The sequence below is a fragment of the Escherichia sp. MR genome (genome assembly GCF_005280595.1).
In the GTDB taxonomy this organism is placed as follows: domain Bacteria; phylum Pseudomonadota; class Gammaproteobacteria; order Enterobacterales; family Enterobacteriaceae; genus Escherichia; species Escherichia ruysiae.
In genome coordinates this window covers 1-13,824 of the sequence record NZ_SZVK01000019.1, presented here as the reverse complement: position 1 = coordinate 13,824, position 13,824 = coordinate 1, and the positions used below count along the sequence as shown (strand labels likewise).

13 protein-coding genes and 1 pseudogene are annotated in these 13,824 nt (G+C 54.5%); all 14 read left to right on the top strand.

Annotated features, from left to right (window positions below; translation table 11 throughout):
• Positions 1-27 precede the first annotated feature (27 nt).
• A complete protein-coding gene (locus FC814_RS10640; RefSeq protein WP_001097045.1) occupies positions 28-351 on the top strand; it encodes a DUF2190 family protein in 324 nt (107 codons plus the stop codon).
• Positions 344-619, top strand: a complete 276-nt coding sequence (locus FC814_RS10635; RefSeq protein WP_137325918.1) for a DNA breaking-rejoining protein — start codon at positions 344-346, stop codon at positions 617-619. The genes FC814_RS10640 and FC814_RS10635 overlap by 8 nt, the downstream gene beginning before the upstream one ends.
• Before the next feature lie 11 nt (positions 620-630).
• Entirely contained in the window at positions 631-1,209 is a 579-nt protein-coding gene (locus FC814_RS10630; protein ID WP_000677106.1) for a phage tail protein, read from the top strand.
• A complete protein-coding gene (locus tag FC814_RS10625) occupies positions 1,206-1,607 on the top strand; it encodes a phage minor tail U family protein (protein WP_001079419.1) in 402 nt (133 codons plus the stop codon). The genes FC814_RS10630 and FC814_RS10625 overlap by 4 nt, the downstream gene beginning before the upstream one ends.
• Positions 1,608-1,617: 10 nt before the next feature.
• On the top strand, positions 1,618-2,361 hold the full coding sequence (locus FC814_RS10620) for a phage tail protein (RefSeq protein WP_000211128.1): 744 nt from the start codon (positions 1,618-1,620) through the stop codon (positions 2,359-2,361).
• A gap of 60 nt (positions 2,362-2,421) precedes the next feature.
• Positions 2,422-2,808, top strand: a complete 387-nt coding sequence (locus tag FC814_RS10615; protein ID WP_001298500.1) for a phage minor tail protein G — start codon at positions 2,422-2,424, stop codon at positions 2,806-2,808.
• 8 nt (positions 2,809-2,816) lie between these two features.
• Positions 2,817-3,146, top strand: coding sequence for a phage tail assembly protein T (locus tag FC814_RS10610; RefSeq protein WP_001161009.1), 330 nt, complete (start codon positions 2,817-2,819; stop codon positions 3,144-3,146).
• A complete protein-coding gene (locus FC814_RS10605) occupies positions 3,118-6,183 on the top strand; it encodes a phage tail tape measure protein (RefSeq protein ID WP_137325917.1) in 3,066 nt (1,021 codons plus the stop codon). Before FC814_RS10610 ends, FC814_RS10605 begins: the two co-directional genes overlap by 29 nt.
• Positions 6,183-6,512, top strand: a complete 330-nt coding sequence (locus FC814_RS10600) for a phage tail protein (RefSeq protein WP_000447253.1) — start codon at positions 6,183-6,185, stop codon at positions 6,510-6,512. Before FC814_RS10605 ends, FC814_RS10600 begins: the two co-directional genes overlap by 1 nt.
• Before the next feature lie 8 nt (positions 6,513-6,520).
• On the top strand, positions 6,521-7,219 hold the full coding sequence (locus tag FC814_RS10595) for a phage minor tail protein L (RefSeq protein ID WP_001152389.1): 699 nt from the start codon (positions 6,521-6,523) through the stop codon (positions 7,217-7,219).
• A gap of 4 nt (positions 7,220-7,223) precedes the next feature.
• Complete coding sequence (locus FC814_RS10590; protein ID WP_137325916.1) at positions 7,224-7,967, top strand: C40 family peptidase; 744 nt, start codon at positions 7,224-7,226, stop codon at positions 7,965-7,967.
• Entirely contained in the window at positions 7,865-8,512 is a 648-nt protein-coding gene (locus FC814_RS10585) for a tail assembly protein (protein ID WP_137325915.1), read from the top strand. The genes FC814_RS10590 and FC814_RS10585 overlap by 103 nt, the downstream gene beginning before the upstream one ends.
• A gap of 60 nt (positions 8,513-8,572) precedes the next feature.
• Positions 8,573-11,986 carry a phage tail protein gene (locus tag FC814_RS10580; protein ID WP_137325914.1) on the top strand — a complete coding sequence of 1,138 codons (3,414 nt, stop codon included), beginning with the start codon at positions 8,573-8,575 and terminating at the stop codon, positions 11,984-11,986.
• 60 nt (positions 11,987-12,046) lie between these two features.
• A pseudogene (locus FC814_RS10575) lies at positions 12,047-13,750 on the top strand (prophage tail fiber N-terminal domain-containing protein); the annotation flags it as partial.
• Between the last annotated feature and the right edge of the window lie 74 nt (positions 13,751-13,824).

The following is a 13,824-nucleotide window of genomic DNA, read 5'->3' as shown; positions in this document are numbered from 1 at the left end:
CCTGAACGGGGCTGTGCGGAGACAGTTATGGCAAAGAATTTTGTAGAAGAAGGAAAAACGGTGGCGATTGTTGCCAGTGCAGCCATCAGCAGCGGAGATCTGGTGCAGGTGGGCGATGTTTTTGCGGTGGCGCTGACCGATATTCCACAGGGTGAAACAGGCGACGGCCTGACCGAAGGTGTGTTTATGCTGCCTAAGCTGAAAACGGATGACATGAAAACGGGTAAGAAGGTTTATCTGAAGTCCGGAAAAGTTCAGCTGACTAACAGCGGCTCTGATCCGCTGGTCGGGGTTGTCTGGGCAGATGCTGGAACCAGTGCAGAAGAAGTGCCGGTAAAACTCAATGTCTGATCCCTTTTCCCGGCTGGCAGCGCGTATGGATGCTATCACGGTCAGAAAGATGGGAAAGACAGCCTCGATTAATGATGTCGATATGACTGTGATCCTGGGAGAAACACTGGCAGAGCTGAATGCTCTGTCCGGACCTGCGGTCTCTCTGGTGGTGTTTTCTTCGGGATATCGCCCACGGCGCGGGGATCGCGTTGTTTATGACGGACAACAATGGACGGTCACACGGCATGAACGCTTTAACGGTAAGCCAATGATCTTTATTGAGTAAAGAGGTGTGGGATGAAGGGGCTTGAGAATGCCATCCGCAATCTGAACAGCCTTGATACCCGTATGGTACCACAGGCCAGCGCATGGGCGATAAACCGTGTGGCACAGAAAGCGGTCTCGGTTGCCACCCGGCAGGTTGCCGGGAATACCGTTGCGGGAGATAACCAGGTGAAAGGGATCCCCCTGAAACTGGTACGTCAGCGTGTCCGGGTGTTTAAAGCCAGTCCGTCAGGAAAAATGACGGCCAGGATCCGCGTTAACCGGGGCAATCTGCCCGCCATTAAGCTGGGGACAGCCCGGGTTAGACTGGCCCGGCGTGGTGGAAAACTGCAGTACCGTGGCAGTGTGCTGAAGGTGGGTAAATATCTTTTCCGGGATGCGTTTATTCAGCAACTGGCGAATGGTCGCTGGCATGTGATGCGGCGTATTGATGGCAAAAATCGTTACCCCATTGATGTGGTGAAAATCCCGCTGTCCGGACCGCTGACACAGGCATTTGAAGATGCCCGCGACCGCATCATTGCTGCGGAAATGCCGAAACAGCTGGGGTATGCACTGAAACAACAACTGAGGTTATGGCTGACCCGATGAACCGACATACACAAATCCGCCAGGTCGTACTGGCACGCCTTCGGGAACAGTGTGGAGACAGCGCCACGTTTTTTGACGGGCTTCCGGCATTTGTTGATGCGCAGGAACTGCCTGCCGTGGCGGTGTGGCTGAGTGATGCTCAGTACACCGGAAAAATGACGGATGAAGATGACTGGCAGGCTGTTCTGCATATTGCTGTCTTCATCCGGGCACAGGCACCGGATTCAGAGCTGGATATGTGGATGGAGAGCACCATTTTCCCGGCCCTGAATGATGTACCGGCACTTTCCGGACTCATCGACACCCTGATCCCACTCGGTTTTAACTATCAACGTGATAATGAGATGGCCACCTGGGCGATGGCGGAAATCACGTACCAGATCACGTACACGAATTAAGGAGGTGGCAATGACCACACCAAATCCACTGGCAAAGACGAAAGGTGCGGGGACGACGTTCTGGATGTATACCGGCAACGGCGACGCATTTGCGAACCCTTTGTCGGACACTGACTGGCTGCGTCTTGCGATGGTGAAGGATCTGCAACCTGGCGAAATGACCGCTGATGCAGAAGATGATACTTATCTCGATGATGAAGATGCAGACTGGAAAACGACAACCCAGGGGCAGAAATCAGTCGGTGATACTTCGGCGACGCTGGCCTGGCGTCCGGGTGACAGCGGGCAGAAAAAACTGGTTCAGTTGTTCGACTCCGGTGAAGTCTGCGCGTTTCGTATCAAATATCCCAACGGTACTGTTGATGTTTTCCGTGGCTGGCTGAGTTCACTGGGTAAAACCATTGCCTCAAAAGACGTGATGACCCGCACTGTGAAAATCAGCGGTGTGGGGCGTCCGTATCTGGCAGAGGAAGGCACTGAAACAGTGAGCGTTACCGGGCTGACGGTGGCACCGGCATCTGCCAGTGTAAAAGTGGGAGCAACCACCACGCTGACCTTTACAGTAAAACCTGACGGAGCCAGTGACAAAGCGATCAGTGTGCATTCGTCAGATCCACAGACTGCCACGGTGACCCTGAACGGGCTTGTGGCCACGGTGAAAGGCGTGAAGCAGGGCAGTGTCAGCATTGTGGGCATGACCGCTGACGGGAATTTTGTGGCTGTGGCTGCGGTGACTGTCAGCGCTGCAGGTTAACAGGACGATACTCATCATTTGCCCCGGTTATCCGGGGCTTTTTTGCAGGTGGAGAACATGATGTTTCTGAAACAGGGCACGTTTAATTATGAAAAACAGTCCGTGGTGCTCAGTGAGCTGTCCGGGCTGCAGAGAATTGAATATCTGGCGTTTGTTCAGCAGCGAACGGCAAAGTTTGATGCCGGTGAGGGAGAACTGCCGGAGGCTGAACGACAGATTGCTTTTCTGCGGATGGGGATGGATATCAATGCCTGGCTGGTTTCCCGCTCACTGTGGAATGCGGATCAGTCTAAGGATGTAGAGACGCTTTGCGCATCCGTTATTACAACATGGTCGTATGATGCCCTGGGTGCGGGGGCGGAGATGGTTCTGTCGCTGAGCGGTATGGGGGCCATTGATAATGCCGGGGATGATGAGCATGAGGCGCTGACGCCGGAAAAGTCCTGACGCGGGAAATGCAGTTTGTCATGCGGCTTGCCCGGGAGTTCCGGCGGGCAGACTGGCGGCGGATGCTGTCGGAAATGTCGGCCACTGAGCTTGGTGAGTGGGGCGATTATTTCCGGATGCAGAGCTTCAGTGATGTGTGGATGGATGCGCAGTTTGCCTCGCTGAAGGCATTGATCGTGAGAATGGTGTCCGGCAGCAGTGATGCTGCGGTGGCTGATTTCAGCCTTTTACCGGAAGAGAACGGGATACCGGAGCGAACGGACGAAGAACTGATGCATCTTGGGGAAGGTATTTCCGGAGGTGTGCGTTATGGACCAGATAGCCAACCTGGTCATTGATTTGGGGATTGATGCGGCAGAGTTTAAAAATGAAATCCCCCGTATCAAAAACCTTCTGAATGGTGCAGCCAGCGATGCAGAACGGTCTTCTGCCCGTATGCAGCGTTTTATGGAGCGTCAGACTCAGGCCGCCCGGCAGACAACGCAGGCGGCGTCTTCGGCTGCAACAGCCGCATCCGTCCATGCGCAGACGGTGGAGAAGAACGCACAGGCTCATGAACGCATGGCCCGCGAGGTGGAGAAAACCCGCCAGCGCATGGAGGCGCTGAGCCAGAAAATGCGCGAGGAACAGGCGCAGGCCATGGCTCTGGCGGAGGCTCAGGATAAAGCGGCTGCTGCGTTTTATCGTCAGATTGACAGTGTGAAACAGGCCAGTGCGGGTCTGCAGGAATTACAGCGTATTCAGCAGCAGATCCGACAGGCCAGAAACAGTGGCGGGATTGGTCAGCAGGATTATCTGGCGCTGATTTCTGAGGTTACGGCGAAAACCCGTGTTCTTACACAGGCTGAGGAAGAGGCTACCCGACAGAAAGTGGCGTTTATCCGTCAGCTTAAAGAGCAGGCAACCCGCCAGAATCTTTCTTCTTCTGAGTTGCTTCGTGCTAAGGCTGCCCAGCTGGGGGTAAGCAGTGCTGCAGAAGTGTATATCCGCAAAATGGAGCAGGCAGGAAAAGCCACGCATTCGCTGGGGCTGAAAAGTGCAGCGGCCCGTCAGGAGATAGGCGTTCTGATAGGTGAACTGGCCCGCGGAAATTTAGGTGCGCTGAGGGGATCCGGAATAACGCTGGCTAACCGTGCCGGGTGGATAGACACATTGATGTCACCGAAAGGCATGATGCTTGGCGGGGTTATTGGCGGTATTGCCGCGGCTGTCTATGGTCTGGGTAAAGCCTGGTATGACGGTCAGAAGGAGGGGGAAGAATTTAACCGCCAGCTGTCGCTGACGGGGCATTATGCCGGAGTCACTGCCGGGCAGCTGTGGACGCTCAGTCGTGCTATTTCCGGGAATGGTATCACGCAACATGCTGCAGCCGGTGCGCTGGCTCAGGTGGTGGGGAGTGGTGCATTTCGTGGAAACGATATCGGTATGGTGGCGAGAGCTGCCGCACAGATGGAGCGATCGGTTGGCCAGTCGGTCAGCGATACCATAAGTCAGTTTAAGCGGCTGAAGGATGATCCTGTAAATGCCGCGAAGGCTCTGGACAATGAGCTGCATTTTCTTACTGCCACTCAGCTTGAGCAGATACGCGTCCTTGGGGAACAGGGGCGGTCCAGTGATGCGGCACGGATAGCCATGTCTGCACTGGCAGAGGAAACCGGTCGGCGTACTGCGGATATTGATAATAACCTCAATGCGCTGGGCAGTACGCTGAAGTATCTGTCTGATTTATGGAGTCGTTTCTGGGATGCGGCCATGAATATTGGTCGTGAAGACTCGCTGGATGAACAGATTTCCGCTTTACAGGAGAAAATGTCGCGGGCGAAAAGACTCCCCTGGACGGCATCATCTTCTCAGGTTGAGTACGATCAGCAGCGTCTTAACGAGCTTCAGGAGAAAAAACGCCAGAAGGATTTGCAGGATGCAAAAGAGCAGGCAGAGCGGAATTATCAGGAGCAACAGAAACGCCGTAATGCTGAAAATGCTGCACTGAACCGGATGAATGAAACGGAAGCAGCACGACATCAGCGTGAAATTGCGCGTATTAATGCCATGCAGTACGCCGATCAGGCTGTCAGGGATGCGGCGATACAACGTGAAAATGAACGTTACGAGAAAGCCCTGGCATCCGGTAAGAAAAAAACACGCGATACCCGTAATGATGAGGCCACCCGGTTATTGCTGCAGTACAGTCAGCAACAGGCACAGGTGGAAGGACAGATTGCTGCTGCCAGACAGTCAGCAGGCATTGCCACGGAAAGGATGACAGAAGCGCATAAACAGCTTCTGGCTCTGCAGCAGCACATCAGCGACCTGGACGGGAAAAAACTGACGGCAGATGAAAAGAGTGTGCTGGCCCGTAAAGATGAACTGATTCAGGCACTGACGCTGCTGGATGTAAAACAGCAGGAGCTTCAGAAACAGACGGCACTCAACGAGCTGAAGAAAAAAACAATTCAGCTGACCAGTCAACTGGCTGAAGAAGAGCGCGCTCAGCGTCAGCAACATGACCTGGATATCGCCACGGTGGGTATGGGTGATCAGCAGCGGCAGCGATATCAGGTACAACTGAGTCTTCGCCAGAAATACCAGCAACAGCTGGAGCAGTTGAGGCGGGATAGTGAGCAGAAAGGGACATATAACACGGATGACTACAGAAAGGCCGAGCAGGCGCTGACGGAGAGCCTGAACCGACAACTGAATGAGAATCGCCGTTACTGGCAACAGCTTGAAGTTGTGCAGGGTAACTGGAAAAACGGAGTCCTGCGTGCATTTCAGGATTTTACCGTGGATGCAGATAATACGGCAGGAACAGCAGAACAGGTGTTCTCGTCAGCCTTCAGCAACATGGGAAATGGCCTGGCAACTTTTGTCACTACCGGCAAACTCAATTTCAAATCCTTCACCTCTTCTGTGCTGTCAGATATGGCGAAAATCCTGGCGCAGGCAACCATGATGAAATCGATAAAAGGGATTGGCAGTGTACTGGGATTTGATCTCAGCAGCCTTTCCCTGAATGCCAATGGGGGGATTTATCAGTCTGCTGATTTGAGTCGTTACAGTGGCACGGTGGTTAACCGTCCGACGTTTTTTGCTTTTGCAAAAGGCGCGGGTGTGATGGGGGAAGCTGGACCTGAAGCCATTCTGCCACTGCGTCGTGGTGCTGACGGTAAGCTGGGGGTTGTGGCGGATATTGGTGGTTCAGGTATGGCGATGTTTGCCCCGCAGTACAACATCGAGATCAATAACGATGGCACGAACGGGCAGATAGGTCCGGCTGCCCTGAAGGTGGTTTATGACCTTGGGAAAAAAGCGGCAGCGGACTTTATGCAACAGCAGGCCCGTGATGGTGGTCGGTTAAGTGGAGCATATCGGTAATGGAGACGTTTCACTGGAAAGTGCGCCCGGATATGAATGTGGTATCAGAGCCGAAAGTGGTGACAGTGAAGCTGGGCGATGGTTATGAACAGCGTCGTGCGGCGGGACTGAATAACCAGTTGTCGACTTACAGCGTGACGATACGTGTTCGTAAATGTGAACACCCATCTTTAAAAGCCTTTCTGGAACGGCACGGTGGCGTCCGCGCATTTCAGTGGACGCCACCTTATGACTGGAAGCCGATCAGGGTGGTTTGTCGTAAATGGTCGGCAAGCGTGGGGGCGTTGTGGGTAACCATAACGGCAGATTTTGAACAGGTCGTGGCATAGAGGCTCTGATGCAGGATATTCCACAGGAAACACATCATGAGACGACACGCCTTACTCAGTCAGCCCAGGTGGTGCTCTGGGAAATCGATCTGACAGAGGTCGGTGGTGAACGTTATTTTTTCTGTAATGAGCAGAACGAAAAAGGTGAGCCGGTCACCTGGCAGGGGCGGCAGTATCAGGCATACCCCATTCAGGGGACGGGATTTGAACTGAACGGTAAGGGCAGTGCTGCCCGTCCGACACTGACGGTCTCTAACCTGCACGGCATGGTCACCGGGATGGCGGAAGACCTGCAGAGTCTGGTCGGCGGAACGGTGGTCAGGCGTAAGGTTTACGCCCGTTTTCTGGATGCGGTGAACTTCGTCAACGGAAACAGCGACGCCGATCCGGAGCAGGAGGTGATCAGCCGCTGGCGCATCGAGCAGTGCAGCGAACTGAGTGCGGTCAGTGCCTCCTTTGTGCTCTCCACACCGACGGAAACTGATGGTGCTGTTTTTCCGGGGCGCATCATGCTGGCCAACACCTGCACCTGGACCTATCGCAGTGATGAGTGCGGTTATCATGGTCCGGCTGTCGCGGATGAATATGACCAGCCGACGTCCGATATCACGAAGGATAAATGCAGCAAATGCCTGAGCGGCTGTAAGTTTCGCAATAACGTCGGCAACTTTGGCGGCTTCCTTTCCATTAACAAACTTTCGCAGTAATCCCATGACACAGACAGAATCAGCGATTCTGGCGCACGCCCGGCGATGTGCGCCAGCGGAGTCGTGCGGCTTCGTGGTGAGAACGCCGGAGGGGGAAAGATATTTTCCCTGCGTGAATATCTCCGGTGAGCCGGAGGCGTATTTCCGGATGTCGCCGGAAGACTGGCTGCGGTCAGAGATGCAGGGTGAGATTGTGGCGCTGGTCCACAGCCACCCCGGTGGTCTGCCCTGGCTGAGTGAGGCTGACAGGCGGCTGCAGGTGCAGAGCGATTTGCCTTGGTGGCTGGTCTGCCGGGGTGAGATTCATAAATTCCGCTGTGTGCCGCATCTTACCGGGCGGCGCTTTGAGCACGGGGTGACGGACTGTTACACGCTGTTCCGGGATGCTTATCATCTGGCGGGGATTGAGATGCCGGATTTTCATCGCGGGGATGACTGGTGGCGTCACGGTCAGAATCTCTATCTGGATAATCTGGAGGCCACAGGGCTGTATCAGGTGCCGTTGTCAGCGGCGCAGCCGGGCGATGTGCTGCTGTGCTGTTTTGGTTCATCGGTGCCGAATCATGCCGCCATTTACTGCGGCGACGGCGAGCTGTTGCACCATATTCCTGAACAACTGAGCAAACGAGAGAGGTATACCGACAAATGGCAGCGACGCACACACTCCCTCTGGCGTCACCGGGCATGGCACGCATCTGCCTTTACGGGGATTTACAACGATTTGGCCGCCGCATCGACCTTCGTGTGAAAACAGGGGCCGAAGCCATCCGGGCGCTGGCCACGCAGCTTCCGTCGTTTCGCCAGAAACTGAATGAGGGCTGGTATCAGGTGCGCATTGCCGGGCGTGATGCAGGCGAAAATGAATTATCTGCCCGTCTTAATGAGCCGCTGGCAAATGGTGCCGTGATCCACATTGTGCCGCGTCTGGCGGGAGCTAAAAGTGGCGGTGTATTTCAGGTGGTGCTGGGGGCGGCGTTGATTGCGGTGGCATGGTGGAACCCTGTGGGCTGGCTGGGTGCCGCGGCTGTATCGGGCATGTATGCGGCAGGGGCCAGTATGATCCTGGGCGGTGTGGCTCAGATGCTGGCACCGAAAGCCAGAACTCCCCGCACACAGACAACGGATAACGGTAAGCAGAACACCTATTTCTCCTCACTGGATAACATGGTTGCCCAGGGGAATGTTCTGCCCGTTCTGTACGGTGAAATGCGCGTGGGGTCACGCGTGGTATCTCAGGAGATCTGCACGGCAGACGAAGGGGACGGTGGTCAGGTTGTGGTGATTGGTCGCTGATGCAAAATGTTTTATGTGAAACCGCCTCCGGGCGGTTTTGTCGTTTATGGAGCATGACGAATGGGTAAAGGAAGCAGTAAGGGGCATACCCCGCGCGAAGCGAAGGACAACCTGAAATCCACGCAGCTGCTGAGTGTGATCGATGCCATCAGCGAAGGGCCGATTGAAGGTCCGGTGGATGGATTAAAAAGCGTGCTGCTGAACAGTACGCCGGTGCTGGACAGTGAGGGGAATACCAATATCTCCGGTGTCACAGTGGTGTTCCGGGCAGGTGAGCAGGAGCAGACACCGCCGGAGGGTTTTGAATCCTCCGGATCCGAGACGGTGCTGGGTACGGAAGTGAAATACGACACGCCGATCACCCGGACTATCACGTCTGCAAATATCGACCGTCTGCGCTTTACCTTCGGTGTGCAGGCACTGGTGGAAACCACCTCAAAGGGTGACAGGAATCCGTCGGAAGTCCGCCTGCTGGTTCAGATACAACGTAACGGTGGCTGGGTGACAGAAAAAGACATCACCATTAAGGGCAAAACCACCTCGCAGTATCTGGCCTCGGTGGTGGTGGGTAACCTGCCGCCGCGCCCGTTCAGTATCCGGATGCGCAGGATGACGCCGGACAGCACCACAGACCAGCTGCAGAACAAAACGCTCTGGTCGTCATACACCGAAATTATCGATGTGAAACAGTGCTACCCGAACACGGCACTGGTCGGCGTACAGGTGGACTCGGAGCAGTTCGGCAGTCAGCAGGTGAGCCGTAATTATCATCTTCGCGGGCGCATTCTGCAGGTGCCGTCGAACTATAACCCGCAGACGCGACAATACAGCGGTATCTGGGACGGAACGTTTAAACCGGCATACAGCAACAACATGGCCTGGTGTCTGTGGGATATGCTGACCCACCCGCGCTACGGCATGGGGAAACGTCTTGGTACGGCGGATGTGGATAAATGGGCGCTGTATGTCATCGGCCAGTACTGCGACCAGTCAGTGCCGGACGGCTTTGGCGGCACGGAGCCGCGCATCACCTGTAATGCGTACCTGACCACACAGCGCAAGGCGTGGGATGTGCTCAGTGATTTCTGCTCGGCGATGCGCTGTATGCCGGTATGGAACGGGCAGACGCTGACGTTCGTGCAGGACCGACCATCAGATAAGGTGTGGACCTATAACCGCAGTAATGTGGTGATGCCGGATGATGGCGCGCCGTTCCGCTACAGCTTCAGCGCCCTGAAGGACCGCCATAATGCCGTTGAGGTGAACTGGATTGACCCGGATAACGGCTGGGAGACGGCGACAGAGCTTGTGGAGGACACGCAGGCCATTGCCCGTTACGGTCGTAACGTCACGAAGATGGATGCCTTTGGCTGTACCAGCCGGGGGCAGGCGCACCGCGCCGGGCTGTGGCTGATTAAAACGGAACTGCTGGAAACGCAGACCGTGGATTTCAGCGTGGGCGCAGAAGGGCTTCGCCATGTGCCGGGCGATGTTATTGAAATCTGCGATGATGACTATGCCGGTATCAGCATCGGCGGGCGCGTGCTGGCGGTGAACAGCCAGACCCGGACGCTGACTCTCGACCGTGAAATCACGCTGCTAGCCTCCGGCACCACGCTGATAAGCCTGGTTGACGGGCAGGGGAGTCCGGTCAGCGTGGAGGTTCAGTCCGTCACCGACGGCGTGAAGGTAAAAGTGAGCCGGGTTCCTGACGGTGTTGCTGAATACAGCGTGTGGGGGTTGAAGCTGCCGACGCTGCGCCAGCGCCTGTTCCGCTGTGTGAGTATCCGTGAGAACGATGACGGTACGTATGCCATCACTGCCGTGCAGCATGTACCGGAGAAAGAAGCCATCGTGGATAACGGGGCGCACTTTGACGGCGACCAGAGCGGCACGGTGAATGGTGTCACGCCGCCAGCGGTGCAGCACCTGACCGCAGAAGTCACCGCAGACAGCGGGGAATATCAGGTGCTGGCGCGCTGGGACACACCGAAGGTGGTGAAGGGCGTGAGCTTTATGCTTCGCCTGACCGTGGCAGCGGATGACGGCAGTGAGCGGCTGGTCAGCACGGCCAGGACGACGGAAACCACATACCGATTCACGCAACTGGCGCTGGGAAACTACAGGCTGACAGTCCGGGCGGTAAATGCGTGGGGACAGCAGGGTGATCCGGCGTCGGTATTGTTCCGGATTGCCGCACCGGCAGCGCCGTCGCGGATTGAGCTGACGCCGGGCTATTTTCAGATAACCGCCACGCCGCATCTTGCCGTTTATGACCCGACGGTACAGTTTGAGTTCTGGTTCTCGGAAAAGCGGATTGCGGATATCAGGCAGGTTGAAACCGCAGCCCGCTATCTTGGCACGGCGCTGTACTGGATAGCTGCCAGTATCAATATCAAACCGGGCCATGATTATTATTTTTATATCCGCAGTGTGAATACTGTTGGCAAATCGGCATTCGTGGAGGCTGTCGGTCGGGCGAGCGATGATGCGGAAGGTTACCTGGATTTTTTCAAAGGCCAGATAACTGAATCCCATCTCGGCAAGGAGCTGCTGGAAAAAGTCGACCTGACAGAGGATAACGCCAGCAGACTGGATCAGTTTTCGAAAGAGTGGAAAGACGCCAACGATAAATGGAATGCCATGTGGGGCGTCAAAATTGAGCAGACCGAAGACGGCAAACATTATGTCGCGGGGCTTGGCCTCAGCATGGAGGATACAGAGGAAGGCAAACTGAGCCAGTTCCTGGTTGCCGCTAACCGTATCGCGTTTATTGACCCGGCAAACGGGAATGAAACGCCGATGTTTGTGGCGCAGGGCAACCAGATATTCATGAACGAAGTGTTCCTGAAGTATCTGACGGCGCCAACCATTACCAGCGGCGGCAATCCGCCGGTATTTTCCCTGACACCGGACGGGCGGCTGACGGCGAAAAATGCCGATATCAGCGGTAACGTGAATGTGAACTCCGGGACGCTCAACAACGTCACGATAAATGAGAACTGTACGATTAAGGGAATGCTCGAGGCTACTCAGGTCAGAGGTGACTTCGTTAAAGCTGTATCTAAGCCATTCCCGAAAAAAACTGGCTCGTGGGGCGATACGGAAACACCAGGCGGGACGGTTACAGTCACCATTTACGATGATCATAACTTTGACCGCCAGATTATTATTCCGCCCATTATTTTTAACGGTATGGCGTATGACGATCCGGGGAGCGGTAATAACCCGGGAGGTACGCGATATACGGGTTATGGTTTTGAAGTTCGCAAAAACGGCGTATTAATCGCATCCAGAGAAACTAAAGGAGCCATTCCCGGTAGTTACAGTGCGGTTATTGATATGCCGAGTGGTGGTGGTAGCGTCACTCTGGAGTTTAAGATTTTCCAGAAAGGCAATCAGGGCGCAGGTAACATCACAGACTGTACGGTGATTGTGACCAAAAAAGCTGCTTCCGGTATCAGTATCCGTTGAAATATTTATAACCCCAATACGGGCGCCGGAAATGGCGCCTTTTTTATTTGTGGAGTGAGTATGGCAGTACAGATTTCAGGTGTGCTGAAAGATGGTGCGGGAAAACCAATACAGAACTGCACTATTCAACTGAAGGCAAAGCGTAACAGCACCACGGTACTGGTGAACACGGTGGCCTCTGAAAATCCGGATGAAGCCGGACGTTACAGCATGGATGTCGAGTATGGCCAGTACAGCGTCGCCCTGCTGGTTGAAGGTTTTCCGCCTTCACATGCCGGGATCATTACCGTGTATGAAGGTTCCAGACCAGGTACGCTGAATGATTTTCTCGGTGCCATGACGGAAGATGATGTCATGCCGGAGGCATTGCGTCGTTTTGAGGCAATGGTGGAAGAAGCGGCACGCAACGCCGAAGCCGCCTCTCAGAGCGCAGCGGCGGCAAAGAAATCCGAAACTGCAGCGGCATCATCGAAGAACGCGGCGAAAACCTCAGAAACGAATGCAGCTAACAGCGCACAGGCAGCAGCGGCCTCACAGACTGCATCGGCAAACTCCGCGACAGCAGCCCAAAAATCAGAAACCAACGCGAAAAATAGCGAAACAGCCGCAAAGACGAGCGAAACCAACGCGAAGTCCAGCCAGACGGCAGCGAAAACCAGCGAAACGAATGCCAAAGTCAGTGAAACTGCGGCGAAAAACAGCCAGGCTGCAGCAGCTGAAAGCGAGAACGCAGCAGCCGGTTCTGCGACTTCAGCAGCTGGATCAGCAACTGCTGCGGCTAACAGCCAGAAAGCAGCGAAGACGAGCGAAACTAACGCAAAGTCCAGCCAGACGGCAGCGAAGACCAGCGAAACGAATGCCAAAGCCAGCGAAACTGCGGCGAAAAACAGTCAGGATGCAGCGGCCCAAAGCGAGAGTGCCGCAGCTGGTTCTGCAAGTGCGGCGGCTGCTTCTGCCACTGCATCAGCAAACAGTCAAAAAGCTGCAAAAACCAGTGAAACCAATGCAAAGACAAGCGAGACTGCAGCGGCGAACTCGGCGCAAGCATCGGCAGCAAGCCAGACAGCAGCTAAAGCAAGTGAGGATGCAGCCAGAGAGTATGCAAGCCAGGCTGCGGAGCCGTATAAACAAGTATTGCAGCCGCTTCCTGATGTGTGGATACCATTTAACGATTCGCTGGATATGATTACGGGTTTTTCGCCATCATATAAAAAGATTGTTATTGGTGATGATGAAATAACGATGCCTGGCGACAAGGTTGTTAAGTTTAAACGCGCATCGAAAGCAACCTATATTAATAAATCTGGTGTGCTGACAGAGGCTGCCATTGACGAGCCACGGTTTGAACGTGATGGCCTGCTTATTGAGGGGCAAAGAACGAACTACATGCTCAATTCGGAAAGCCCTGCCAGTTGGGGGCGATCGTCAAATATGGATGTTCCCGAAACCGGGACGGATAGTTTTGGTTTTACCTATGGAAAGTTTGTCTGTAACGATTCTCTGATTGGGCAAACCTCAGCCATTAATATTGCATCAATTGCTGCAACAAAGTCAGTTGATGTCTCAGGCGATAATAAATACGTGACAACCTCATGTCGTTTTAAAACAGAACTGCAGGTAAGGTTGCGTATCCGATTTGATAAATATGACGGTAGCGCAACAACTTTTCTTGGTGATGCGTATATAGATACACAAACGCTTGAAATTAATATGACAGGCGGCGCTGCCTCAAGGATTACAGCGAGAGTCAGAAAGGACGAAGCGGTGATGCTGCCAACTTACTGATTTAGTGTATGATGGTGTTTTTGAGGTGCTCCAGTGGCTTCTGTTTCTATCAG